21 protein-coding genes, 4 pseudogenes and 2 riboswitches are annotated in these 21,005 nt (G+C 72.9%); of the genes and pseudogenes, 11 read left to right on the top strand and 14 right to left on the bottom strand.

What is annotated here, in order from left to right; translation table 11 throughout:
* Positions 1 to 28: 28 nt before the first annotated feature.
* A pseudogene (locus BJF86_RS16475) lies at positions 29 to 711 on the bottom strand (glycosyltransferase family 2 protein).
* On the opposite strand from BJF86_RS16475, the gene BJF86_RS16470 reads away from it, so the two are divergent.
* From BJF86_RS16470 to BJF86_RS19415, 8 genes and pseudogenes are all read left to right on the top strand, one after another.
* Positions 710 to 1,363, top strand: coding sequence for an acyltransferase (locus tag BJF86_RS16470; RefSeq protein WP_202817371.1), 654 nt, complete (start codon positions 710 to 712; stop codon positions 1,361 to 1,363). The pseudogene BJF86_RS16475 and the gene BJF86_RS16470 overlap by 2 nt on opposite strands.
* Complete coding sequence (locus BJF86_RS16465; protein ID WP_075820549.1) at positions 1,360 to 2,496, top strand: DegT/DnrJ/EryC1/StrS family aminotransferase; 1,137 nt, start codon at positions 1,360 to 1,362, stop codon at positions 2,494 to 2,496. Before BJF86_RS16470 ends, BJF86_RS16465 begins: the two co-directional genes overlap by 4 nt.
* Before the next feature lie 41 nt (positions 2,497 to 2,537).
* Positions 2,538 to 3,508 (top strand): annotated as a pseudogene (locus tag BJF86_RS16460) (Gfo/Idh/MocA family protein).
* A 168-nt stretch (positions 3,509 to 3,676) separates the two neighbouring features.
* Positions 3,677 to 4,903, top strand: a complete 1,227-nt coding sequence (locus tag BJF86_RS16455; RefSeq protein ID WP_237768282.1) for a glycosyltransferase — start codon at positions 3,677 to 3,679, stop codon at positions 4,901 to 4,903.
* Between the two features lie 60 nt (positions 4,904 to 4,963).
* Entirely contained in the window at positions 4,964 to 5,317 is a 354-nt protein-coding gene (locus BJF86_RS16450) for an MmcQ/YjbR family DNA-binding protein (RefSeq protein WP_022923777.1), read from the top strand.
* Positions 5,314 to 5,817: a DUF1992 domain-containing protein gene (locus tag BJF86_RS16445; protein ID WP_028130788.1), complete on the top strand. Its 504-nt coding sequence runs from the start codon at positions 5,314 to 5,316 to the stop codon at positions 5,815 to 5,817. Before BJF86_RS16450 ends, BJF86_RS16445 begins: the two co-directional genes overlap by 4 nt.
* Before the next feature lie 105 nt (positions 5,818 to 5,922).
* Positions 5,923 to 6,024: riboswitch (TPP riboswitch) on the top strand.
* Positions 6,025 to 6,055: 31 nt separating this feature from the next.
* Positions 6,056 to 6,358, top strand: a pseudogene (locus tag BJF86_RS19935) (thiaminase II); the annotation flags it as partial.
* A gap of 77 nt (positions 6,359 to 6,435) precedes the next feature.
* Positions 6,436 to 6,747 (top strand): hypothetical protein, encoded by a 312-nt coding sequence (locus BJF86_RS19415; RefSeq protein ID WP_158068445.1) that lies wholly within the window; start codon positions 6,436 to 6,438, stop codon positions 6,745 to 6,747.
* Positions 6,748 to 6,828: 81 nt separating this feature from the next.
* Here the strand turns inward: BJF86_RS19415 and thiD are convergent, their stop codons facing one another.
* The 5 genes from thiD to BJF86_RS17750 form a co-directional block, all read right to left on the bottom strand.
* Positions 6,829 to 7,692, bottom strand: a complete 864-nt coding sequence (thiD, locus tag BJF86_RS16435; RefSeq protein WP_075820547.1) for a bifunctional hydroxymethylpyrimidine kinase/phosphomethylpyrimidine kinase — start codon at positions 7,690 to 7,692, stop codon at positions 6,829 to 6,831.
* Positions 7,689 to 8,342: a thiamine phosphate synthase gene (gene thiE / locus BJF86_RS16430; protein WP_075820545.1), complete on the bottom strand. Its 654-nt coding sequence runs from the start codon at positions 8,340 to 8,342 to the stop codon at positions 7,689 to 7,691. The genes thiD and thiE overlap by 4 nt, the downstream gene beginning before the upstream one ends.
* Positions 8,339 to 9,142 carry a hydroxyethylthiazole kinase gene (gene thiM / locus BJF86_RS16425; RefSeq protein ID WP_075820543.1) on the bottom strand — a complete coding sequence of 268 codons (804 nt, stop codon included), beginning with the start codon at positions 9,140 to 9,142 and terminating at the stop codon, positions 8,339 to 8,341. Before thiM ends, thiE begins: the two co-directional genes overlap by 4 nt.
* Positions 9,130 to 9,224, bottom strand: a riboswitch (TPP riboswitch). Its footprint overlaps the gene before it by 13 nt.
* A gap of 135 nt (positions 9,225 to 9,359) precedes the next feature.
* Complete coding sequence (locus BJF86_RS16420; RefSeq protein WP_075820541.1) at positions 9,360 to 10,535, bottom strand: FAD-dependent monooxygenase; 1,176 nt, start codon at positions 10,533 to 10,535, stop codon at positions 9,360 to 9,362.
* Complete coding sequence (locus BJF86_RS17750) at positions 10,532 to 11,107, bottom strand: TetR/AcrR family transcriptional regulator (RefSeq protein WP_075820539.1); 576 nt, start codon at positions 11,105 to 11,107, stop codon at positions 10,532 to 10,534. The genes BJF86_RS16420 and BJF86_RS17750 overlap by 4 nt, the downstream gene beginning before the upstream one ends.
* Before the next feature lie 124 nt (positions 11,108 to 11,231).
* Between BJF86_RS17750 and BJF86_RS16410 the strand changes: the two genes are divergently transcribed.
* From BJF86_RS16410 to BJF86_RS16400, 3 genes are read left to right on the top strand one after another with little or no spacing between them, the layout of a single operon-like run.
* A complete protein-coding gene (locus BJF86_RS16410) occupies positions 11,232 to 13,037 on the top strand; it encodes an ABC transporter ATP-binding protein (protein ID WP_075820538.1) in 1,806 nt (601 codons plus the stop codon).
* Positions 13,034 to 14,488 carry a glycosyltransferase gene (locus tag BJF86_RS18060; RefSeq protein WP_075820536.1) on the top strand — a complete coding sequence of 485 codons (1,455 nt, stop codon included), beginning with the start codon at positions 13,034 to 13,036 and terminating at the stop codon, positions 14,486 to 14,488. Before BJF86_RS16410 ends, BJF86_RS18060 begins: the two co-directional genes overlap by 4 nt.
* Before the next feature lie 29 nt (positions 14,489 to 14,517).
* Complete coding sequence (locus tag BJF86_RS16400) at positions 14,518 to 15,630, top strand: glycosyltransferase (protein WP_237768281.1); 1,113 nt, start codon at positions 14,518 to 14,520, stop codon at positions 15,628 to 15,630.
* Positions 15,631 to 15,689: 59 nt separating this feature from the next.
* On the opposite strand, the gene BJF86_RS16395 is transcribed toward BJF86_RS16400, so the two are convergent.
* The 8 genes and pseudogenes from BJF86_RS16395 to BJF86_RS16360 all read right to left on the bottom strand — a co-directional run bounded on the left by BJF86_RS16395 (position 15,690) and on the right by BJF86_RS16360 (position 20,988).
* On the bottom strand, positions 15,690 to 16,694 hold the full coding sequence (locus BJF86_RS16395; RefSeq protein WP_075820534.1) for a PstS family phosphate ABC transporter substrate-binding protein: 1,005 nt from the start codon (positions 16,692 to 16,694) through the stop codon (positions 15,690 to 15,692).
* Positions 16,691 to 17,083 (bottom strand): hypothetical protein, encoded by a 393-nt coding sequence (locus BJF86_RS16390; RefSeq protein WP_075820532.1) that lies wholly within the window; start codon positions 17,081 to 17,083, stop codon positions 16,691 to 16,693. The genes BJF86_RS16395 and BJF86_RS16390 overlap by 4 nt, the downstream gene beginning before the upstream one ends.
* Positions 17,084 to 17,156: 73 nt before the next feature.
* Entirely contained in the window at positions 17,157 to 18,413 is a 1,257-nt protein-coding gene (locus BJF86_RS16385) for a Na/Pi symporter (RefSeq protein ID WP_083653277.1), read from the bottom strand.
* A 104-nt stretch (positions 18,414 to 18,517) separates the two neighbouring features.
* Complete coding sequence (locus tag BJF86_RS16380) at positions 18,518 to 18,805, bottom strand: DUF2000 family protein (protein ID WP_237768280.1); 288 nt, start codon at positions 18,803 to 18,805, stop codon at positions 18,518 to 18,520.
* Positions 18,806 to 18,942: 137 nt separating this feature from the next.
* A complete protein-coding gene (locus BJF86_RS19230) occupies positions 18,943 to 19,170 on the bottom strand; it encodes a helix-turn-helix domain-containing protein (RefSeq protein WP_237768279.1) in 228 nt (75 codons plus the stop codon).
* Positions 19,171 to 19,175: 5 nt separating this feature from the next.
* The gene (locus BJF86_RS19225) at positions 19,176 to 19,481 is read right to left on the bottom strand and encodes an AraC family ligand binding domain-containing protein (RefSeq protein ID WP_075820526.1); all 306 of its coding nucleotides are present in this window, start codon (positions 19,479 to 19,481) and stop codon (positions 19,176 to 19,178) included.
* A gap of 21 nt (positions 19,482 to 19,502) precedes the next feature.
* A pseudogene (gene wecB / locus BJF86_RS16365) lies at positions 19,503 to 20,575 on the bottom strand (non-hydrolyzing UDP-N-acetylglucosamine 2-epimerase).
* On the bottom strand, positions 20,572 to 20,988 hold the full coding sequence (locus tag BJF86_RS16360) for a hypothetical protein (RefSeq protein WP_075820524.1): 417 nt from the start codon (positions 20,986 to 20,988) through the stop codon (positions 20,572 to 20,574). The pseudogene wecB and the gene BJF86_RS16360 overlap by 4 nt, the downstream one beginning before the upstream one ends.
* Between the last annotated feature and the right edge of the window lie 17 nt (positions 20,989 to 21,005).

Below are 21,005 nucleotides of genomic sequence, written 5' to 3'. Positions count from 1 at the left end.
ACTGCGGTCCATGTCAACGCGGTCGATGTCACTTCAGGATGGTGTCGACGAGGATGTTGACCGAGTTCATCAGCGACTGCCCCTTGGCCCGGCTGTAGTCGGTGTAGAGCACGTGCACCGGGTGCTCGGCCCACGGCAGCCGGGTGCGACCGAGCTGCAGGACGATCTCGGTGGCGTGGGCCATGCGGTTCTGGCGCAGGTCGAGCCGGGTGGCGGCGTCGCGGCGGATGACCCGCAGCCCGTTGTGCGCATCGGTGAGCTTCATCCCGGTCTGCTGGTTGGTCAGCCAGACCGCCGCCTTGAGCACGAGCTTCTTGAGCACCCCCGGGCGGGTGCGGTCGTCGAGGAAGCGGGAACCGAAGACGATCGCGAGGTCCTCGTCCCGGGCACGTTGCACCATCTGCGCCGCGTCGGCCGGCCGGTGCTGCCCGTCGGCGTCGAAGGTGACGAGGTATGCCGCGTCCGTCGCGTCGAGGACGTAGCGCATCCCGGTCTGCAGCGCGGCCCCTGGCCGAGGTTGAACGGGTGCTGCACGACCACGGCACCGGCCTCCCGGGCGCGCTCGGCGGAGGCGTCGTGGGAGGCGTCGTCGACGCAGACGACGTGGGGGAACAACGCCCGTGCCTCGCGGAGGACCTCCTCGACCACCTGCGCCTCGTCGAACAGGGGGATCACCAGCCAGGCGTCCTCCTGCACGGGCGATAGAGTCATGGCTGCATTGTCCCCCACCGCTACCCATGGGAGTCCCGTGACGACACGCATCGTCGACAGCGCCGATGTCGCGGACAGCGCGAGCATCGGTGACGACAGCTCGGTCTGGCACCTCGCGCAGGTGCGCGAGGACGCCGTCCTCGGCGCCGGGTGCATCGTGGGGCGGGGGGCCTACGTCGGCACGGGCGTGCACCTCGGGGACCACTGCAAGTTGCAGAACTACGCGCTGGTCTACGAGCCGGCCAGGCTGGGCCACGGGGTCTTCGTCGGGCCCGCGGCCGTGCTGACCAACGACACCTTCCCCCGCGCGGTCAACCCGGACGGCTCGCGCAAGGACGCGAGCGACTGGGACGCCGTGGGCGTCACCGTGGGCGACGGGGCCTCGATCGGGGCCCGCGCCGTCTGCATCGCCCCGGTCGAGATCGGCCCGTGGGCCACCGTCGCCGCTGGAGCGGTCGTCGCCAAGGACGTGCCCGCCCACGCCCTGGTCGTCGGCGTCCCGGCCCGGCAGGTCGGGTGGGTGGGCCACGCCGGCCGCCCGCTCGAGCCGAGCGGCACCCCGGGGCAGTGGCGCTGCCCGCAGACGGGGACGACATACCTCGAGAGCGACGGTGCCCTGCGCCGCGCCGGGACCGATGAGGAGACCGCATGACCGAGCAGCCCATGATCCCCGCGGCCAAGCCGCTGATCGGGGAGGACGAGCGCGCAGCGGTGGACCGGGTGCTGCGCTCGGGAATGGTGGCCCAGGGGCCCGAGGTCGCGGCCTTCGAGGGGGAGTTCGGCGCCCAGCTCGTCGCGGGGCGCACCTGCGTCGCGGTCAACTCCGGCACCTCCGGGCTGCACCTGGGGCTGCTCGCCTGCGGGATCGGCGCCGGCGACGAGGTGATCGTGCCCAGCTTCACCTTCGCGGCGACCGCCAACGCGGTGGCGCTGACGGGGGCGACTCCGGTCTTCGCCGACATCAGCCCGGACACCTTCAACCTCGACCCGGAGTCGGTGCGGGCCGCGCTGACCGACCGGACCGCTGCGGTCATGCCGGTGCACCTCTACGGCCACCCGGCGGACATGGACGCGTTGCGCGCGGTGACCGCCGAGCACGGCGTCCAGCTCTTCGAGGACGCGGCGCAGGCGCACGGGGCGACCTATCACGGCACGCCGGTCGGCCGGTTCGGCTCGTTCGCGATGTTCAGCCTCTACCCGACGAAGAACATGACCTCGGGCGAGGGCGGGATGGTCGCCTGTGCCGACGAGGAGATCGCGCGGGGGGTGCGGCTGCTGCGCAACCAGGGGATGGAGAAGCAGTACGCCAACGAGGTCATCGGGCTCAACAACCGGATGACCGACATCCACGCGGCCATCGGGCGGGTGCAGCTGAGCAAGGTCGGGGCGTGGACGGAGGCGCGGCAGGCCAACGCGCGCCGGCTCGACGAGCACCTCGCCGGGGTGGACGGGGTCGTGGTGCCGCCGGTGCGGGAGGGGTGCACACACGTCTACCACCAGTACACCGTCCGGATCGACGGGGCCACGGGCGAGCAGCGGGACGAGGTGGTCGCGGCGCTGCGCGAGGAGCACCACGTGGGGTGCGGGGTCTATTACCCGACGCCGAACCACGAGCTGGTGTCCCTGGCACGCTTCGCGCCGGCCGGGGAGCTGCCGGAGACGGCGCGGGCGGCAGCCGAGGTGATCAGCCTGCCGGTGCACCCCTCGCTCACCGAGCAGGACCTGGAGCGGGTCGCCGACGCGGTCGGGGCCGTCGTCCGCGCGGGCGCGGGAGCCGGCGCGTGACCGGCCGACCCGCGGCGGTGCCGGAGGACCGGCCCGTCCGCATGGGCCTCATCGGGCTCGGCTCGATGGGGCGGCACCACGCCCGGGTCATCCGGGAGGTCGAGGGGATGGAGCTGGTGGCGGTCGCCGACCCCTACGGCGACAAGCACGGGGTGGCCGGGCCGCTGCCGGTGCTGCCCGATGTCGAGGCGCTCATCGGCGAGGGGATGGAGGCGGCGATGGTGGCGGTGCCGACCTATCTGCACGAGGAGGTCGCACTGGCGCTGGCCGAGGCCGGTGTCCACACGATGGTGGAGAAGCCGATCGCCGCGACCGCAGAGTCGGGGGAGCGCGTGGCCCGCGCCTTCGAGGAGGCCGGGCTGGTCGGGGCGGTGGGTTATGTCGAGCGGTGCAACCCGGCGCTCCGGGAGATGCGGCGGCGGATCGAGGCGGGTGAGCTGGGCGAGGTCTACCAGATCACGACGTCCAGGCAGGGCCCGTTCCCCGCGCGGATCGCCGACGTCGGCGTGGTCAAGGACCTCGCGACGCACGACATCGACCTCACGGCGTGGATCGCGCAGTCGCCCTACGTCAGCGTCGCCGGCCAGGTGACGCACCGGTCCGGTCGCGAGCACGAGGACATGGTGGTGGCGACCGGTCAGCTCGAGAACGGCATCATCGTGTCGCACATCGTCAACTGGCTCTCACCCCGCAAGGTGCGCGAGACGGTCGCCACGGGGGAGAACGGGTCCTTCGTCGCCAACACCCTCTCCGGCGACCTGACCTTCGTCGCCAACGGCGACGTGCGCAGCGAGTGGGACGCGTCTCGGTCTTCCGGGGCGTCTCCGAGGGTGACTCGATCCGGTATGCCATCGCTCGCCGAGAGCCGCTGCGCGTGGAGCAGGAAGGCTTCCGGGACGCCCTCTGGGGTCGCGACTCCGACATCGTGTCGATGGCCGACGGGGTGCACACCCTCAGGGTCGTGGAAGCGGTGCTGGAGTCCGCCGCGACCGACCGCACCATCACTCTGTGACCACCCCACCCCTCATCCCACCGGGCGTCGCGCATGGTTGCTCCAGACCCGACCGGGCGTCGCGAATGTTTGCCCGAGGTGCCTTTCTGGATGGAGGATTCCGGGGCCTGTTCCCCAGAAACCTCTGTCCACTTCCTGTGTCCTCCGGCGACTGTGAGTGGTTGAACCGTGCGTGAGCGCAAGCCCCTCGTCGTCCTGGCGTCGCGGATCTACGCCCCCGAGGCGGCGGCCGCGACCTTCCGGCTGTCGGCGTTGGTGCGTGCCCTCACCGATCGCGCCCGGGTCCGCGTCCTGACCACGACGCCGCCCCCGGCTCTGCGCCCACCACGGTCGACGCTCGGTGGGGTCCAGGGCAACCCGGCGCGACGCTCGGTGGGGGGTGAGGGCCAGCAGGAGGAGGGGCGCGCCAGCGCGGCAGGGGTGGAGGTGTCGCGGTGGCCGGTGCTGCGCGACGCGACCGGGTATGTCCGTGGCTACCTGCCCTACCTGTCCTTCGACCTGCCGCTCGCCCTCCGCCTGCTCACCGGTCCACGCCCCGACGTGGTCGTCGTGGAGCCGCCGCCGACGACGGGCGCGGTGACTCGGGTCGCGCTCGCGCTCCGAGGCGGGATCCACGGGCGAGGGATCCCCTACGTCTACTACGCAGCCGACGTGTGGTCCGACGCGACGGCCTCGATGGGTGTACCTGCGCCCGTGGTCGGGCTGATGCGTGCGGTGGAGCGCTTCGCTCTGGGCGGGGCGGCGCACGTCGTCGCGGTGAGCGACGGGGTCGCCGAGCGCGTGCGGGCCCTGGCCGGACCCGGGGCGCCGGTGACGGTCGTGCCCAACGGGATCGACACCGACGTCTTTACCCCGGACGGCGAGGTCCACGCGGACGCGCCTGAGACGGCATACCTCGTGTATGCCGGGACTGCCTCGGAGTGGCAGGGCGCGGAGGTCTTCGCCGAGGCGATGCGCGCGGTGGTGCGGGAGGTGCCGCACGCCCGGCTGGTGTTCCTCGGTCAAGGATCGTCCTGGCCGGCGTTGCAGCGCATCGCAGGCGAACTGCCCGTGGGGGTGATCGAGCTGCGCCCCCTGGTGCCGCCGGAAGAGGCTGCGTCGTGGCAGCGCGGCGCCGCGGCGGCGTTGGTGGGCGTGCGCCCGGGAGTGGGATACGACTTCGCGTATCGACGAAGGTGGTCGCGGCGCTGGCGTGCGGGCGCCCGTGGTCTTCGCCGGGCCGGGACCGGCCGCGGCGGACGTGCGCGACCACGGGCTCGGGGCGGCCGTCGAGCACGAGCCAGGGGCCGTGGCCGCAGCGATGGTGGCTGCCCTGCGCGCCTCGCCGGACGAGCAGGAGCGCGCCCGTCGGGTGGAGTGGGTCCGGGAGCACCGGAGCCTCTCGGCGACCGGTGAGGGCGCGGCCAGGATCGTGCTGGAGGCAGGTCTGTCAGGCCCGGGTGGCAGGCTCCCCCCATGGGACAGGTCGACGACGAGCTGAGTGGTTTCGCCCTCGGGATGCCCGGGGCGTGGCGGGACTCGCCGTGGGACGACGGCGACGTCGCGAAGGTCGGCCCGGGGGAGCGGGGCAAGATCTTCGCCTTCCTCGGTCCGGGCCGGCTGGGGGTGAAGTGCGGGCTGTCGCGGGAGGAGGCCGACGAGTGGCTCGACCGCTTCCCCGACGACGCGACCGTCATGGCCTACATCGGTCGCAGCGGGTGGAACGACCTGCGGACGGACGGGGCCATCCCGGTCGAGGAGTTGAAGGAGGCGATCGAGGACTCCTATGACATGGTGGTCAGCAGGATGCCGAGGAAGGACCGACCATGACCAGGTGGGGCAAGGAAGGCGAGCGGCCCGGTGCGCCGAAGGCCGAGGACCAGCTGGCCGACCAGGGCGTGACGAAGCGGCGTCCGTCGGCGGCGACCACGGCCCGCGCGGTCCAGAGCTGGGTCGACCAGACGATCGACCAGGCGCAGCGGCAGGGCACCTTCGACGATCTGCCGGGAGCCGGCAAGCCGCTGCGCGACGTCGACACGCGCAACGATCCCGACTGGTGGGTCAAGAGCCTGATCCAACGGGAGCAGCTCGACCTCTCCGGCGCGATGCCCGGTGTGATGCAGCTGCGTCGGGAGAAGGCGGCCTATCCCGAGGCGCTGTTGCCGCTGCCGGACGAGGCGGCCGTCCGCGCGGCGGTCGAGGACTTCAACGCGCGGGTGCTCGCCGACCGCCGACGCCCGCACGCCGGGCCGACGTCGCCGCCGGTGGTGGGACGGCTCGACGTCGAGGAGATGGTGCAGGCCTGGCGGGAGGCCCGCGCCGCAGGCTGAGGGCGTCCGCGCTTGGCTGGTCCTCCCCGGTGACCCGGGTGCAGACACACCGAGCGCATCGCGGGGCACCCGGTGGCGCTGGGGAGGGGATTGCTAGCCTGAGCGGCACGCCACGCGGGGTGCCCACTGGGCTGAGAGGGAGACGATCCCGACCCGTCGAACCTGATCTCGATCATGCGAGCGGAGGGATCGTGGCCGTGCCGGCGATGGCACCCCTTTGTGTCTCGCGGAGGATGCCATGAGCTTCGCCGCCGAGCAGCGCGAGCGCTGCGACCACCTGTTCCAGGCCTTCTACGACCATCCCTACCTGCGCTCGCTCGCCGACGGCGGCGCCAGCCGGGAGAGTGTGCTGCACTACGTGGCTCAGGACCACGCATACCTCACCGCCTTCATGCGCGGCTATGGGCAGGGCATCGCGCTGAGCCCCGACCGGGAGTGGGTGGCTTGGTTCCGTGACCAGATCACCTTCCTGCTTGAGGATGAGACACATCCCCACCATGTGCTGTGCGCGGCCTTCGACGTCGACTACGCGTCCGTCACCGCCGCCCGGATGGCGCCGACCGCCCAGGCCTACATCAACCACATGATGCTGGCCGGGCGTGACAGCTGGGGGTGCTCATGGCGGCGCTCGCACCCTGCCCGTGGACCTACATCTGGGCAGCCCAGCGGCAGCAGGCGGAGGCTCCCGTGGCGGCGGACAACCCGTTCCGGGGGTGGTGGGAGTTCTACGCCGACGCGGGGGAGATCCTGCAGGACTTCACCGACCGCATGGACCGGCTCGCCGAAGAGGCCGGCCCGGCTGAGCGGGCGAGGATGGCCCAGGCATTCGAGGACAGCTGCCACCTCGAGATCAGATTCTGGCAGATGGCCTGGACCCAGGAGACCTGGGAGGACTCGCTGAGCCTCGGGCGGGCGGTCGCTCTGACCTGACCGGCGCTCATCGGGGAGGGACGCGCCGACTGGCCGCCGCATACCGTGCGGCCGGTTGGCGCATACCGTGCGGCCGGTCCGTCAGGGGTGGTGGTGCTGTCGCCAGGCGTGGTGCACGGGGCCGGGGCCGTGGCCGATGGCGAGGTCCCGGCCGTGCTCCAGCGCGCCGGTGAGCCAGTCCTTGGCGTCGGTCACGGCCTCGATCCAGGTGTCGCGCACGGGGACCAGCGCGGTGATCGCCGAGGAGAGGGTGCAGCCGGTCCCGTGGGTGTGGGGGGTGTCGACGCGCGGGGTGCGCAGCTCGGTCAGGCCGTCGGCGTCGGCCCAGACGTCCACCGCGTCGCCGCCGAGGTCGGCCGCGTCGCTGTCGAGGTCGACCGCGCCGTGCGCCTGCTCAGCACCAAGGTGGCCGCCCTTGAGCAGGACCCGCTCGGCACCGAGGCCGCGCAGCGCGAGCGCCTGGTCGCGCATCGTCGCCACGTCACCCGCCTGGGCCTCCGGGTCGAGGCCGAGGAGCACGGCCGCCTCGGGGAGGTTCGGGGTGATCGCGGCCACGTGCGGCAGCATCGAGCGCACCTCCTCGATCGCGTCCTCGTCGAGCAGACGGGAGCCCGCGGTCGAGACCATGACCGGGTCGAGCACCACGCGCGGCAACGAACCCGACCGGCACAGGTCGCCCACGGTGCGCGCCACCTCCGCGGTGCCGAGCATGCCGATCTTGGTCGCAGCGACGTCCAGGTCCGCCACCAGGGTCTCCACCTGCTCCCGCACGAAGGCGGCCGGCACGGGGAGCACCCCGGTCACGCCCTGCGTGCTCTGCGCGGTGAGCGAGGTCAGGACCGCGCAGCCGTAGGCCCCCAGCGCCGCGAAGGTCTTGAGGTCGGCCTGGATGCCCGCGCCACCGGAGGGGTCCGACCCGGCCACGGTCAGCACGATCGTCGTCATCGCGCGGCTCCCACCTGGTCTGCCAGGTCGCGGGCAGCCACCTGCGGGTCGTCGGCCGAGCAGATCCCGCTGACCACCGCCAACCCGTCCACCCCGGTCGCCAGGACCGCCGCGGCCCGGGCGGCGTCGATGCCGCCGATGGCCACGGACGGCAGCGTCGCGGCGGCCACCAGCTCGGCGAGGCCGTCGACCCCGACCGGCGTGGCGTGGTCGACCTTGCTGGGCGTCGCCCACACCGGTCCCAGCCCGAGGTAGTCCACCGTGCCCGCCGGCAGCTCGGCGGCGGCCCGCACCTGCTCCGCGGACGTGCACGACAGCCCGAGGTATGCCGTGTCGCCGAGCATCGCGCGCGCCGCCTCGGGAGCGAGGTCGGACTGGCCGACGTGGGCACCGTCGGCGCCGATGCGCTCCGCGAGGTGGACGCGGTCGTTGACGATGAGGGGGGCGGCAGACCTCGCGCCGTCGAGCGCGCGGCGGGCGAGCAGCCCGAGCGCGACGAACTCCTCGTCCGAGGCGTCCGGGTCGCGCAGCTGGACCACCGTCGCGCCACCCGCCACGGCGGCCCGGATGGTCGTGGAGAGGCCGTGGCGCCGCGTCATACCCGTGTCGGTCACGAGGTAGAGGCTGAGGTCGAGCGGGGCGCGGCTCATGCCAGCCGCACCCGCTCAGCCAGCGTGTCCGCCTCGAGCACGGCGAGTTCGTCCAGCAGCGCCACCGCGAAGCTCCCCGGCCCGGCCGACGCGGCGGCGGCACCGTCCGCGGCCACCGTCAGCGCTGCCGTGGCGGTCGTCGCCGCGAGCAGCGGGTCTGGCTCGACCGCCGCCGCGGCCGCCATGAGGGCGCCGAGCGCGCAGCCGACCCCGGTGACCCGGGTCATGAGTGCGTCACCGTTGTGCACCTCGACCGAGCGGGTGCCGTCGGTGAGCCGGTCCACCGGCCCGCTGACGGCCACCGCGCACCCGTGGCTCCGCGCCAGGGACCGGGCCGTCTCGACGCTGTCGTCCGTGCTGTGCGTGGCGTCGACCCCGCGGCCTCCGGCCCCGCCGCCGAGCGCCAGGATCTCCGAGGCGTTGCCCCGGATGATCGCCGGGGCGGCGGTCTCGAGCAGCTCGCGGGCGAGGCTCGTGCGCCAGGCCAGCCCGGCGGCGACCGGGTCGAGCACCCACGGGGTGGCGACCTCGCGCGCGCCCCGGACGGCGGCGCGCATCGCCTGCGACGTGTCGTCGTAGGGCGTCCCCAGGTTCACCAGCACCCCGCCGGCCACCCGGGCGAAGTCACCGGCCTCGTGCGGGTTGTCGACCATCGCCGGCGCGGCGCCCGCGGCGAGCAGCACGTTGGCGGTGAACGGCGCGACCACGATGTTGGTGAGGCACTGGGTCAGCGGGCTCTGGGTCCGCACCTCCGCCCAGCAGGCGGCGAGGCGGTCGGGGGAGACGGGCGTCTGGCTCATGACGATCCCTTCGCTAGTACGAGCTAGATCAGGTTCGACGGGTGTGATCTCAGCCGCACGTGCGGCACCCCGCGTCGCCCTCGACCCTAGCGCAGAGGTATGCCGAGACCCGCCCGGGGCGGACCCGTCCCGGGCCATCTCGCCTGTCGCCGCCGTCGCGGCCCCGTTCGCGTCGCGGCACCCGCTCGCGTCGCGACCCCCGCTCGCGCCGGGTTCGTCAGTGCGTGGGTGCCCCGCCGATGCTGCGCGCCACCAGTCGGGCGACGAGGGGCAGCCGGGTCGCCCGCACCACCAGCCGACGCAGCACAAGGGCGCTCCGGCCCGTGGGGACGAAGCTGGAGGCGCCCTGGCGAGCACGGTCCTGCACGGGCTCGACCTGCGCGCGCCAGCGCGTCTCGTAGCGGTCGAGCGCCTGGGTCAGGGTGACTGCGGTCACGGGCCGGGTCAGGGTCGCCAGCTCCTGCCCGAGCGCGTGCGCACCGGCGATGGCCAGCGAGGCCCCCTGACCGGCGATGAGCGACACGGCGTGCGCGGCATCACCCATGAGCAGCACCCGCCCGTGCCGCCACCGCGGAGCGATGGCCTGGGCCACCACGTCGACGAAGACGTCGTCCTCCGGCACGCGCGCGATCAGTGCCTCTGCCGCGGGACCGGCCCCGACGAGCTGTTCGCGCAACCAGTCGACGCGGTCCGCGGGCAGCTCGGTGCCCCTGGCCAGCGTGAAGGTGGACACCAGCTCGTCGTCCATGGCGTAGGTGCCCACCTGGCGACCGATCGTGTCGCTCATCTCCACCGTCAGGCCGAGCCGCTCGGAGACCTCGGGTGCCTCGGTGCTGAAGGCGCCGGTGAGGAATCCGAGGTGGCGGACCGCGGCATCGGGGAAGAGCTGCGCCCGGGTGGGTGAGTGCAGTCCCTCGCAGATGAGCACCAGGTCGGCGTCGAGCTCGGTGCCGTCGTCCAACCGGACCCGCGCCACATCCTCCTGGTCCCTGAGGTCCGCCATCTCCGCGACGTCCGCGACGGTGCGCCCGAAGTGCACCCGGGCCCCCTCGGGGAGGGTGGAGCGCAGCGCCTCCTCGAGGCCGCCGCGGGTGATCGACAGGAAGCGACCACCCTGCAGCTCGGCGAAGGCCGCCAACGGCAGCTCGCCGCTCGAGCGGCCGGTGGCCTGCACGAAGCGGGCCGCGCGATAGACGCGGCCGCGGGCGCTGATCGCGTCGAGTACGCCGAGCTCCTCGGCGGCGGCATACCCGGGCCCGAACAGATCCAGGGTGTAGCCCTCGGTGCGCGGCCCGGGCGCCACCTCGACGAGGTCGACCTGCCAGCCCAGCGACGTCAGCGCGTGTGCCACGGCGAGCCCGCTGATGCCCGCTCCACTGACCACAGCTCTCATCGGGAGTCCTTCCTGGTGAGCTCGACGAGGTGTGCCATGGCCTCGGCCACGGGGAAGTCCGGGTCCACGCTCCGGTGGAGCACGAGGCCCTCGATCCCGGCGACCAGGGCCGCGGCCCGGCTCCGCGCCGCAGCAGGCGGGTGTCCGACGTCGCGCAGCCGCTCCTCGAGGAGCGCGCGCAGCTCCCGGACGATCTGTCTGACCAATCCGGCGACCTCCGGGTCGCGGACAGCGGCGAGATAGGTCTCGGCGACCAGCATCGACGAGGGGTCACGGGTGAAGTCGGGGGAGTCGACCGTCGCGCCGTAGGCCAGCAGCCCCGGCTCCAGATCGGGGAGGGCGGCGGCGAAGGACGCCAGAGACAGCCGCAGCGAGGCGGTGGCGGCGTGCCGGCGCAGCTCCTCGGCCGAGGAGAAGTGGTAATGCACGACTCCGGGCCGCACCTGGGCCCGCTCCGCGACCGAGCGCACGCTGACCCGGCCCCAGCCCTCCTCGGCGATGAGGGCCGCGGCCGCCTCGAGCAGGGCCTCCCGGGTGCGCTCGCCCCGGGCAGCTCGTCCGTCAGCGGTCATGTCGCGAGCGTACCAAAAATTGGACGAACGACCAAATAGATCACCGGGGCGCCACGGGCCATCGGAAGCGGGCTGCGGTGCGGTGCCCCGGCGACAGCCCAGGTCACGGCTACGCTGGACGGCGATGCTCGCTCTGTGGCGCACCGTCCGCCAGCTCCTGACGGTCCTGCCCCCCGGCACCAGCCGCTTCATCATCGGCTTCGCGGTGCTGCAGAGCCTGCTCGCCGTCCTCGACGTCGCGGCCCTCGGCCTGCTCGCGGTCGTGCTCACCCCCATGCTCACCCAGCGCAGCGCGACGCTCCCGGTCCTGGGCATCGAGCTGTCCGAGCCGGTCGAGTTCGGGATCGTGCTGCTCGTCGTCGGCGGACTGATCATCACCAAGTCGGTCTTCGCGATCCTGCTGCAGTGGTGGGCGACGCGGCGGTTCGCGCGCTTTGAGCAGGCCCTCGGTGCCCAGCTGCTGGAGACCACCTTCCGTGCACCGTGGGCCGAGCGGCTGCGCCGCAACTCCACCGACCTGGTCCGCTCCACCGACGTCGGGGTCGGGGCGACGGTGGCCGGGGTCATCATCCCGTTCTGCCAGCTCTCGGGTGAGGTCTTCACCTTCCTCGCCGTGCTCGTGGTGCTCCTCGTGGCCCAGCCGGTGCTCGCGACGGCCACGATCCTCTACTTCGGCCTCGTGGCCTTCGCGCTCTACCGCGTCGTGCTGCGGCGGGCGGTGCAGGCCGGCAAGGACAACCGCAACTACTCCGCCCGCGCGGTGCGCCTCGTGACCGAGATGGTGCACTCGCTCAAGGAGGTCACGCTCCGGGACAAGTCGCAGGAGGTCGCCACCGTCGTGCTCCGGGCCCGGCGCCGCGCCTCGCAGGCGCGAGCCAACCAGACCTTCCTCGGTGCCGTCCCGCGCTACGTCCTCGAGTCAGCGCTCATCGGCGGTCTGGTGCTGGGCGGCGCGATCGGGTGGCTGCAGGACGGGGTGCCCGGCGCGTTCACCGCCATCGCGCTCTTCGGGGTGGCCGGCTTCCGGCTCGTGCCCTCGCTGACCCGCTTCCAGACGATCATGGGGCAGACGGCTGCCAACATCCCGTTCGCGACCCAGGTCCTGGAGGAGATCGACCGTGGCCGCCGGTATGCCGAGGCGGACCGGACGGGAGGCAACGCGCCGCTGCCGGACGACGCGCGCACGTTGCGCCTGGACGGCGTGACGTTCAGCTATCCGGACGCCGCGGAGGCGGCCGTGCGCGACGTCTCCCTCACCCTGCGGTTCGGCGAGACCCTCGCGCTCGTCGGGGCGTCCGGCTCGGGCAAGTCGACCCTCGTCGACCTCGTCCTCGGCCTGCTGCAGCCGGACTCCGGGCAGATCCTCGTCGACGAGCAGCCGCTGCCGGACGTCCTCAAGGCCTGGCGGTCCCGCGTGGGCTACGTGCCGCAGGACGTCGCGCTCTTCGACGCCTCGGTCGCGCGCAACGTCGCGCTCTCCTGGGACGACGACGGCATCGACGAGGACCGCGTCCGCCGCGCCCTGGAGCGGGCGCAGCTGCTGGAGGTCGTCGAGGCCCGGCCCGACGGCATCCACGCGCCCGTGGGGGAGCGCGGGCTGGCCCTGTCCGGGGGGCAGCGCCAACGGCTCGGGGTCGCGCGCGCCCTCTACACCGACCCGCTCGTGCTCGTCATGGACGAGGCCACCTCGGCGCTCGACACCTCCACCGAGCGGGCGGTGACCTCGGCCATCCGCGAGCTGCACGGCCAGGTGTCCGTCATCGTCGTAGCGCACCGGCTGGCGACCATCCGGCACAGCGAGCAGGTCTGCTTCATGGACCGCGCCGAGCTGGTCGCCACCGGCACCTTCGACGAGGTCGTCGCGCAGGCTCCCGACTTCGCCGTGCAGGCGGCGCTCGCCGGCCTCGCGGACGAGAGGAAGGACTCGTGAGCCCCCAAGGACCCCGTCTGCCATCGGTCGAGGGCCGGGCTCCGCGCGTCGCGCTGCTCGTCTACAACGACGCCCACGCCGACTCCCGCGTCATCAAGACCGCCGAGAGCCTGCGGGCTGCCGGTGCGCAGGTCCGGATCTTCGCCGTCGCGCGGGCCGGCTATCCCGAGGGCCCGGGGGTCGTGGGCGACGCGATCGAGGTATGCCGTGCCCGCGAGTTCGCGCTCGCGCGCCAGGCCCCCTGGCTGCTCGATCTGGCGCGCCGGGTGACCGGCCGTCAGCCCCCCGAGCCGGTGCCTGAGCCACCCGCGTCGCTGCCGAAGGCGCCAGGGACGCCCGCGCCCACCGACCACGCACCCGACGACCACGCACCCGACGCCTCGGCCCCCGCGACGGGCGAGCGGCATACCCCCGCCGCCCCTGGCGCCGCGCCGTCGGAGCCGCCGCAGCCGCCGCTGCCCGAGCCCCTCTTCGACCTCTGGCTGCGCACCTGGCGGACCGCCAGCCTCGGGCTCTACTGGTGGGACGCCGCCCGCGACGCGGTCGACTTCGACCCCGACGTGGTCCACGCCAACGACGGCAACACCCTCGCCCCCTCCTGGTGGATCGCGCAGCGCACCGGGGCGCGCCTCGTCTACGACGCCCACGAGCTGTGGCGGCACCGCAACGTGCGCCAGGACCGGCCGGTCGCGCCGCACGTCGAGGCCCTGATCGAGTCGACGGTCCTCCGACAGGCGGCCGGTGTCATCACCGTCAGCCCGTCGATCGTCGCCTGGCTGCAGGAGACCTACGACCTGCCGGAGACGCCCACCCTGGTGCGCAACGTGCCGCGCCCGGCCGTGGGCGGGGCACCGGGCCGCGAGCAGGGCCGGCTGCGCGCGCTGGCCGGGCTCGGCCCGGAGCAGCAGGTCATCGCCTACGGCGGCCGGATCACCACCTCCCGCGGCATCGAGGAGACGCTGGAGGCGATGACCCACCTGGGCGAGCAGGTGCACCTGGTGCTGCTGGGCTACGGCGAGGTGGGCTATCTCGCCGCGCTGCGCCGCCGGATCACCGACCTCGGGCTCGAGGCTCGGGTGCACTTCGTGGGAGCGGTCGCCCCGCCCGAGGTCTCGACGGCGCTGGCCGACGCGGATGTCTCGGTCGTCTACGTCCGCCCCATCTGCCTGAGCTACCGCTACAGCCTGCCCAACAAGCTTTTCGAGTCGATCCACGCGGGCATCCCGGTCGTGGCCGCCGATTTGCCGGACACCGCCGAGCTGGTGCGCGAGCTGGGCGTCGGCGAGATCTTCTCCGCGCAGAGCCCGGCCGACCTGGCGGCCACGATCGAGCAGGTGCTGGCCGACCCGACGCCGTATGCCGCGGCCGCCCGGGCCGCGGCGCACGGTCTCACCTGGACCGCCGAGGAGGAGCGACTGCTCGGGCTCTACGCGCGGGTGCTGCGCGGATGAGTCGGGATCCGCGGCCCCGGCTGCTCGTCATGGCATGGAGTCCGCTGCGATCCGACGCGCGGGTCCTGCGCCAGATCCGGCTCTTCGCCGACCGCTACGCCGTGACCACGATCGGCTACGGCGAGGCGCCGGACGGCGTCGTCGAGCACCTGCGCCTGCCCGACCACGTGGTCCACTGGCACAAGGACCGCCGGCTCCTCGCGTTGCGGCGGTTCGAGACGGCATACCGCGGCGCGCCGGTGACCGTCGCGGCGGCCGAGTTGCTCGCCGACCAGGCGAAGTTCGACGTCGTGCTCGCCAACGACGCCGACACCCTGCCGCTCGCGCTCGAGCTGGCGCCCTACGGCGGGGTGCACCTGGATCTGCACGAGTACGCGTCCCGCCAGAGCGAGGAGTCGTGGCGCTGGCGGCTCTTCGTCGCGCCGTACTACCGCTGGTTGCTGCGTCGCCACGGGCGCGAGGCCGACTCGGCGAGCACGGTGGGGCGCTGGCTGGCGCGGGAGTACCGTCGCGAGTTCGGCCTCACCTGCGCGGTGGTGCCCAACGCCGCGCCGTATGCCGACCGCACGCCGACACCGGTCGGCGCACCGCTGCGGCTGGTGCACTCCGGGCTCGCGCGTCGGGGCCGCAGCCTGCACGTCATGGTCGACGCGGTGCGCTCCTGCCAGCGCGACGTCACCCTCGACCTCTACCTCATGCCCAACGACCCGACCTATCTGGAGCAGCTGCGGGCCTCGTGCGCCGACCTGCCGCAGATCCGCTTCCACGACCCGGTGCCGCCGGAGCAGCTGGGCGACGCGCTCGCCGCTGCTGACCTGGGCGTCTTCGTGCTGCCGCCGGTCAACTTCAACTACAGGTTCACCCTGCCCAACAAGTTCTTCGACTTCGTCCAGGCACGGTTGGGGATCATCATCGGGCCGAGCCCGGAGATGGCCGATCTGGTGCGGCACCACCGGCTGGGGGTGGTGCTCGACGATTTCACCGGCGAGGCGCTCGCCGCCGCGCTCGACGCGCTGAGCGACGCGCAGGTCGCGGACTTCAAGGCGGCCTCAGACGCGGCCGCGCGGGAGCTCTCCGCGCAGGAGCAGGTCCGCGGCTGGGTGCGGGCGATCGACACGCTCGCGGCGCGCGTCGGGGGGTAGCGCGACACGCCAGGGACGACCGGCGGCGGCCCAGGAGCGCCGGCCGGGTGGTGTGCGGATCAGCCCTCGAGAGCCGCGGCGAGGGCCGTGGCGTCGACCGGCTGCCCGTCGAAGGCCGATCCCGTGGTCCGCGCCTCCCACCTCTGCTCGGCGAGATCCGCGACCTCGTCGGAGAGCGGGTAGAAGTAGACGAGCGGCAGCACCTGGTCCAGACGCTCCAGGTAGTAGTCCACGAACTCGCCGACCTCCGCGTCCTGCTCCAGCGCGGAGGTGGAGACGTAGAGGAACAGCGGTCGGGTGAACGGGGCGTAGTCTCCGGACTGGGCGTTCTCCAGCGTCGGGGCGACGCCGTCGATGCTGACGTTGGTGATCTGGTCGCGCTGCTCCCCGTCGGCGGCGAGGTAGTTGCCGACGCCGAGGAAGGCCAACGCCTGCGGGTCGTCGGCGACCCAGCCGGTCAGCTCGGCCATGTCGTCGGTGGCCTCGTAGTCGTCGCGGATCGCGCCCGCCTCACCGCTCGTGCGATACGTGAAGTAGTCGAAGGTGCCGGACCCCTCCGGGCGACCGTAGAGCCCGATCTCCTGCTCCGGCCAGTCGTCGCGCACGTCGCGCCACGTGCGGACCTGCGAGTCCGGCTCCCAGATGGCCCGGAGCTCCTCCGTCGTGAGGTCGGTCGCGAAGGTGTTGTCCTCGTGCCGGATGACGGTCAGCGCGTCCAGGGCGATCGGCACCTCGACGAAGTCGACTCCCTCGTCCTCGCAGGCCGCGATCTGCTCGGTGGTGATCGCGGTCGACGCGTCGTTGATCGCCGTCTCACCCGCGCAGAAACGGTCGAAGCCGTCACCGGTGCCCTCCGCGGCGACCTGGATCTCGAAGCGCCCCAGGTCGGCCATCTCCTCAGTGATGGGCGCCACGGTGGAGGAACCGGACACCTGGATGGTGCCGTCGGCGGGCGTGGCAGCGCCGCCGTCACCGCTGCAGGCCGCCAGAGAGGCCAGCAGCACGGCCCCAGCCGCCGCGAGTGTCGAGCTGCGCCAGTGGGGGTATGTCGTGCCGCGGCTCATCGGGTCGGGTCCTCATCCGTCATGGACCCCTCGGGCTCCGGTGCCTGCGGGCCAGGGGCGGAACCCGGCGTGACGTCGGTCGCCGTCGCGCTGCTGCGGTCGGCGCCCCAGCCGAGCTCGCGCAGCGCCTCCTCGAGGAAGGCTCTCACCTCGTCCCAGCGGATCCGGCTGTTGCGCAGGTGCTCCTCGAGCCGGTCGACCTCGAGGTGCTGCAGGGTGTGCAGGCCTTCCTCCTCCCGACGGGCACGGTAGGCCGCGAGCTCGGCGCGCAGGCGGCCGGCCGTCTCCTCGGCCTCGACCAGCATCGCCTCCAGCTCGCGGCCGAGGGCGTCGCTGTCTCGGGGGGTGGATCCGTCGGTGGCGGGCTGCGGGCTGGGGTCGGCGGTCATGGGTCCCTCCGTCGGGTGGGCGGGGCGGTCGGTGGTCGGCGTGCGCCGCGCGGCGGGCGCGACGCCGGGTCGGTCAGAAGACCCAGGTGGTGAGGGCGATGAGGAGCAGCGGGAGCACCAGGAAGACGCCGAAGGTCCAGACGACGGCATACATCTTGCGCTCTGCGGAGCGGTCGGCGAGGATCGTCGCCCCGATCCGTGGCAGCGGGCGCAGGAAGGGGAGCCCGAAGATGATGAGCGTCGCCAGCACGTTGAAGAGCAGGTGCACGAAGCTCGCCTGCAGCGCCTTCTCGCCCTCGATGCCGGTGAAGGCGAAGGCCGCGATGAGGGCGGTGATGGTCGTGCCGATGTTGGCGCCGATCGTGAAGGGATAGATCTGCTTCAGCGAGAACGCGCCGGACCCGGCGAGAGGGACCGCTAGGCTCGTCGTGGTCGACGACGACTGGACCATCATCGTGACCACCGCCCCCGAGGCGATGCCAGTGACGGGGCCCCGGCCGATCGCGGCGTGGAGCACCTCCTTGGCCCGGCCGACCATGAGCACCTTCAGCAGCTGGCCGATCTTGTTGATGACGAGCAGGATGAGGCTGATCCCCAGGACGATCAGCACGAGCCCGGTGACGACGTCGGGCAGGCCCGGTAGCTCGACCAGGGCGACGACGAGCGTCGCCAGCGGTTCGATGACGGCAGAGATGGTGTCGCCGATGAAGGTGAAGACCGTGCTCACGATCCCGCCGTCGCCGCCGGCGCTGGCCCCGGCCAACCAGCCCGAGAGCCGGTCGAGCAGACCGAACATCAGCTCCAGGGGCAGCAGGATCGCGACCGCGAGCAGGTTGAAGAAGTCGTGGACCGTCGCGGCTGCGAAGGCGCGGCGGAAGACGTCCTTCTGCCGCGCCATCCCCAGGCTGACGATGGTGTTGGTCATCGTCGTGCCCATGTTGGCGCCCATGAGCATCGGGATGGCGACCTCCATGGGGAGGCCACCGGCGACCAGCCCGACAACGACCGAGGTCGTCGTCGACGAGGACTGGGTGAGCGCCGTCGCCAGCAGGCCGATCATCAGGGCGATGAGCGGGTTGTCGGCGAAGGCGAAGAGCTCCTCGGCGCGGTCCCCGGTCGCGGTCTTGAAACCGTCGCCGATGAGACTCACCGCCGTGATGAGCAGGTAGACACCCAGGGCTACCCCGATCCAGTCGCGCCGCTGGGCCGCAGCGCCGGACAGCGGGATGAAGTCGAGTGGACTGCGCGCGGGCAGATCCTCGGACGGTTGCTGCTCGATTCGCTGGTCGAGGTGCTCCTCGACGGCGGTCGTCCCGGTGTGGTCGGACATCGTTACCCTCCATGCACGGTGGCCTGGTCCCAGCCGACCGCCCCGCCGCAGACGGGAGGGACACGGCGGGCAAGAGGGTGATGAACGACCGGTGAATGTTGGTGTCAGGGGTGCAGCCGGGCGCCCTCGAGGACCTTGTCGACGCCGTTCTCCGGGCCGTGCACGGCCAGCCCCACCAGGTCAAGGTCGGTCCCCGCGACTGCCTCGACGACCGCGCGGTCGGCGGCATCGTGTCCCGTGGCGAACCTGTCGTCCGTGTAGACGGCGAGTGGGAGACCACGCCGCACCGCGCGCTCCCGAGCGGCGCGCAGCGTGTGCGCGGACGCCCCGAAGACGAGCACCGGCATACCGAGGATGGCCAGGTAGGTAGGTCTGCCCATCGGCGTCGACATGGTCCTGTCCCACGAGCTCGGGGCAGGCCGCGGCGACGCCTGGCGAACGGCGGCGAGAGCAGGTCGTCGGTCATGCATCCAGGGTGTGAGGGTTGGGTCGGGCCGTCTTGCACGTCCTTGATCCCGGCCGCGCGGTCTCAGCGGTGGGAGCGCTGGTAGCGCAGGGTGCGGAAGTGCCGCGTGACGTGGGCCTGGTCGGAGAAGCCGGCGTCGACCGCGACCTGCCCGGCGGGCAGACCGGTGAGCAGCAGCCGGCGTGCGTGGTCGAGGCGGCGACCGTGCACATACCGGTGCGGTGGTATGCCGTAGCTCGCCGAGAAGGAGCGCACCAGGTGCGGGACGCTCACCTGTAGCTCGGTCGCCACGGTGGTCAGCAGGTCAGGACCGAGCGGGTCCGCGCGAGGCAGAGCACCCGTTTGGCGAAGCCGCCCTCGGTGAGAGCCCGACCGTCGTGGGGGACGTGCGGCGGCAGGACGGTCCTTCCCGCGCGAGGCGGCGCCTGGCCCGCACGCCGGTCGAGGGCGTAGCCGATGGCGCCACGGTCCACGACCAGGACGGTCCTCGTGTCGTGGGTGTGCGTCGGGTAGGCGTGGTCCTTCCAGGCGGCGTGGAAGACCTCCTCCACCCCGCGCAGCCCGGGCCGAAAGGCCCGCACGCGGTCCGGGGCTGGCTCCATCGCTCGATCCTCGGGGCCGGCTCAGCAGCCAGTCGCCCGGCCACCATCCAGTGCGTCCAGCACCGCTGCTGCGGCGTGCCCATCGCCGTAGGGCGCGGCCTCGGTGGGCGCGGGGCCCGGGCGGGAGGCAGCCTCGCGCACGGCGGGGCCGGGCTCGGCGAGGACGTTCCAACCCAATTGGACCGTCTCCACCCACTCGGTCTCGGTGCGGACGGTCGTGCAGGGGGTGCGCAGGGCGAAGGCCTCCTTCTGCAGGCCGCCGGAGTCGGTGATGACCCCGCGGGCCTGGCTGACCGCGCCGACCAGCTGCGGGTAGGGCAGCGGGTCGCGGGTGGTGAGCGCGCCGCCGCCGAGGTCGAGCCCCTGCTCGGTGGCGCGGGCCCGCAGCCGCGGGTGGGCGAGCAGCATCACCGGGTGGTCGACCTGCTGGAGCGCCTCGACGATCGCGCGGAGGCGAGCCGGGTCGTCGGTGTTCTCCGCCCGGTGGATCGTCGCGACGGAGAAGCCGCCTGGCGGCATACCGAGCATGTCGAGGGTCGCGCCGACGTCGGTGAGCTCGTTGCGCACCTGGAGCAGGACGTCGATCATGACGTCGCCCACGACGACGGTGCGCATCGCGAGACCCTCGGCCGCGAGGTGGTCGCGCGCACCGCGGTGGGGGCGAGCAGCAGGTCGGCGGCGTGGTCGGTCAGCACCCGGTTGTGCTCCTCCGGCATCCGGCGGTTGAAGGAGCGCAGCCCTGCCTCCAGGTGCGCGATCGGCAGGTGCAGCTTCACCGCCGAAAGCGCCCCGGCGAGCGTGGAGTTGGTGTCGCCGTAGACGAGGACCCAGTCGGGACGGTGCTCCAGCAGCACCTCGTCCAGCGCGGCGAGGATCGCGCCGGTCTGGGCCCCATGCCCGCCCGAGCCGACGCCGAGATGCACGTCGGGGTCGGGGATGCCCAGGTCGGAGAAGAAGACGTCGGAGAGCATCGGGTCGTAGTGCTGCCCGGTGTGGACGATGACGTGCTCGACGTCGCGCGCTGCGCACTCACGGGCGATCGGCGCGAGCTTGACGAACTGCGGCCGAGCACCGACGACGGAAAGGACCCTCACCTGAGCGACTCCAGCCACCCTGCGATGGCGCGCCGGAAGTCATCCATCACCCGGGGAGCAGCTGCGGCAGCTTCTGCGACGATGGCGATGTCGACGGACTGGCTCAGGATCCGTTCCGTGGCCAGCCGGGCTACCGGATCGGCGGGGAGCGACGGATGACCCATGCCATCACCGAGCAGGCCCAGCAGGTCGCTGGTCAGGCCGACGAGGTCACCGCGCGTGCTCCCGGTATCCCAGGCGACCGCGAGATCCACGTCACCGGGGGAGTTGTCGGTGGGCTCTGCGGCGCTGCCGAACAGCACGACCAGGGCGAGCCCGTGCCGCTGAGCAGCGTCGGCGAGCGTGCCGTCAGTGAGCGCCCGACGCAGTCGTGCCAGAGCTGCAGCCCCGTCGCGCGTGTGCGTCATCGACATGGCTGCCAGCCTAGAGC

The sequence above is a fragment of the Serinicoccus sp. CNJ-927 genome, from assembly GCF_001942435.1.
Classification (GTDB): Bacteria; Actinomycetota; Actinomycetes; order Actinomycetales; family Dermatophilaceae; genus Ornithinicoccus; species Ornithinicoccus marinus.
Note: the sequence above shows the minus strand (reverse complement) of the source record. Positions and strands in the feature narration are given on the sequence as shown.

What these genes read in the sequence shown, in the direction of transcription:
- BJF86_RS16470 (WP_202817371.1), top strand. Translation starts at nt 710, where the DNA reads ATGGCTGCATTGTCCCCCACCGCTACCCATGGGAGTCCCGTGACGACA.
- BJF86_RS16465 (WP_075820549.1), top strand. Translation starts at nt 1,360, where the DNA reads ATGACCGAGCAGCCCATGATCCCCGCGGCCAAGCCGCTGATCGGGGAG.
- BJF86_RS16450 (WP_022923777.1), top strand. Translation starts at nt 4,964, where the DNA reads ATGGGACAGGTCGACGACGAGCTGAGTGGTTTCGCCCTCGGGATGCCC.
- BJF86_RS16445 (WP_028130788.1), top strand. Translation starts at nt 5,314, where the DNA reads ATGACCAGGTGGGGCAAGGAAGGCGAGCGGCCCGGTGCGCCGAAGGCC.
- BJF86_RS19415 (WP_158068445.1), top strand. Translation starts at nt 6,436, where the DNA reads ATGGCGGCGCTCGCACCCTGCCCGTGGACCTACATCTGGGCAGCCCAG.
- thiD (WP_075820547.1), bottom strand. Translation starts at nt 7,692, where the DNA reads ATGACGACGATCGTGCTGACCGTGGCCGGGTCGGACCCCTCCGGTGGC.
- thiE (WP_075820545.1), bottom strand. Translation starts at nt 8,342, where the DNA reads ATGAGCCGCGCCCCGCTCGACCTCAGCCTCTACCTCGTGACCGACACG.
- thiM (WP_075820543.1), bottom strand. Translation starts at nt 9,142, where the DNA reads ATGAGCCAGACGCCCGTCTCCCCCGACCGCCTCGCCGCCTGCTGGGCG.
- BJF86_RS16420 (WP_075820541.1), bottom strand. Translation starts at nt 10,535, where the DNA reads ATGAGAGCTGTGGTCAGTGGAGCGGGCATCAGCGGGCTCGCCGTGGCA.
- BJF86_RS17750 (WP_075820539.1), bottom strand. Translation starts at nt 11,107, where the DNA reads ATGACCGCTGACGGACGAGCTGCCCGGGGCGAGCGCACCCGGGAGGCC.
- BJF86_RS16410 (WP_075820538.1), top strand. Translation starts at nt 11,232, where the DNA reads ATGCTCGCTCTGTGGCGCACCGTCCGCCAGCTCCTGACGGTCCTGCCC.
- BJF86_RS16400 (WP_237768281.1), top strand. Translation starts at nt 14,518, where the DNA reads ATGGCATGGAGTCCGCTGCGATCCGACGCGCGGGTCCTGCGCCAGATC.
- BJF86_RS16395 (WP_075820534.1), bottom strand. Translation starts at nt 16,694, where the DNA reads ATGAGCCGCGGCACGACATACCCCCACTGGCGCAGCTCGACACTCGCG.
- BJF86_RS16390 (WP_075820532.1), bottom strand. Translation starts at nt 17,083, where the DNA reads ATGACCGCCGACCCCAGCCCGCAGCCCGCCACCGACGGATCCACCCCC.
- BJF86_RS16385 (WP_083653277.1), bottom strand. Translation starts at nt 18,413, where the DNA reads ATGTCCGACCACACCGGGACGACCGCCGTCGAGGAGCACCTCGACCAG.
- BJF86_RS16380 (WP_237768280.1), bottom strand. Translation starts at nt 18,805, where the DNA reads ATGTCGACGCCGATGGGCAGACCTACCTACCTGGCCATCCTCGGTATG.
- BJF86_RS19225 (WP_075820526.1), bottom strand. Translation starts at nt 19,481, where the DNA reads ATGGAGCCAGCCCCGGACCGCGTGCGGGCCTTTCGGCCCGGGCTGCGC.
- BJF86_RS16360 (WP_075820524.1), bottom strand. Translation starts at nt 20,988, where the DNA reads ATGTCGATGACGCACACGCGCGACGGGGCTGCAGCTCTGGCACGACTG.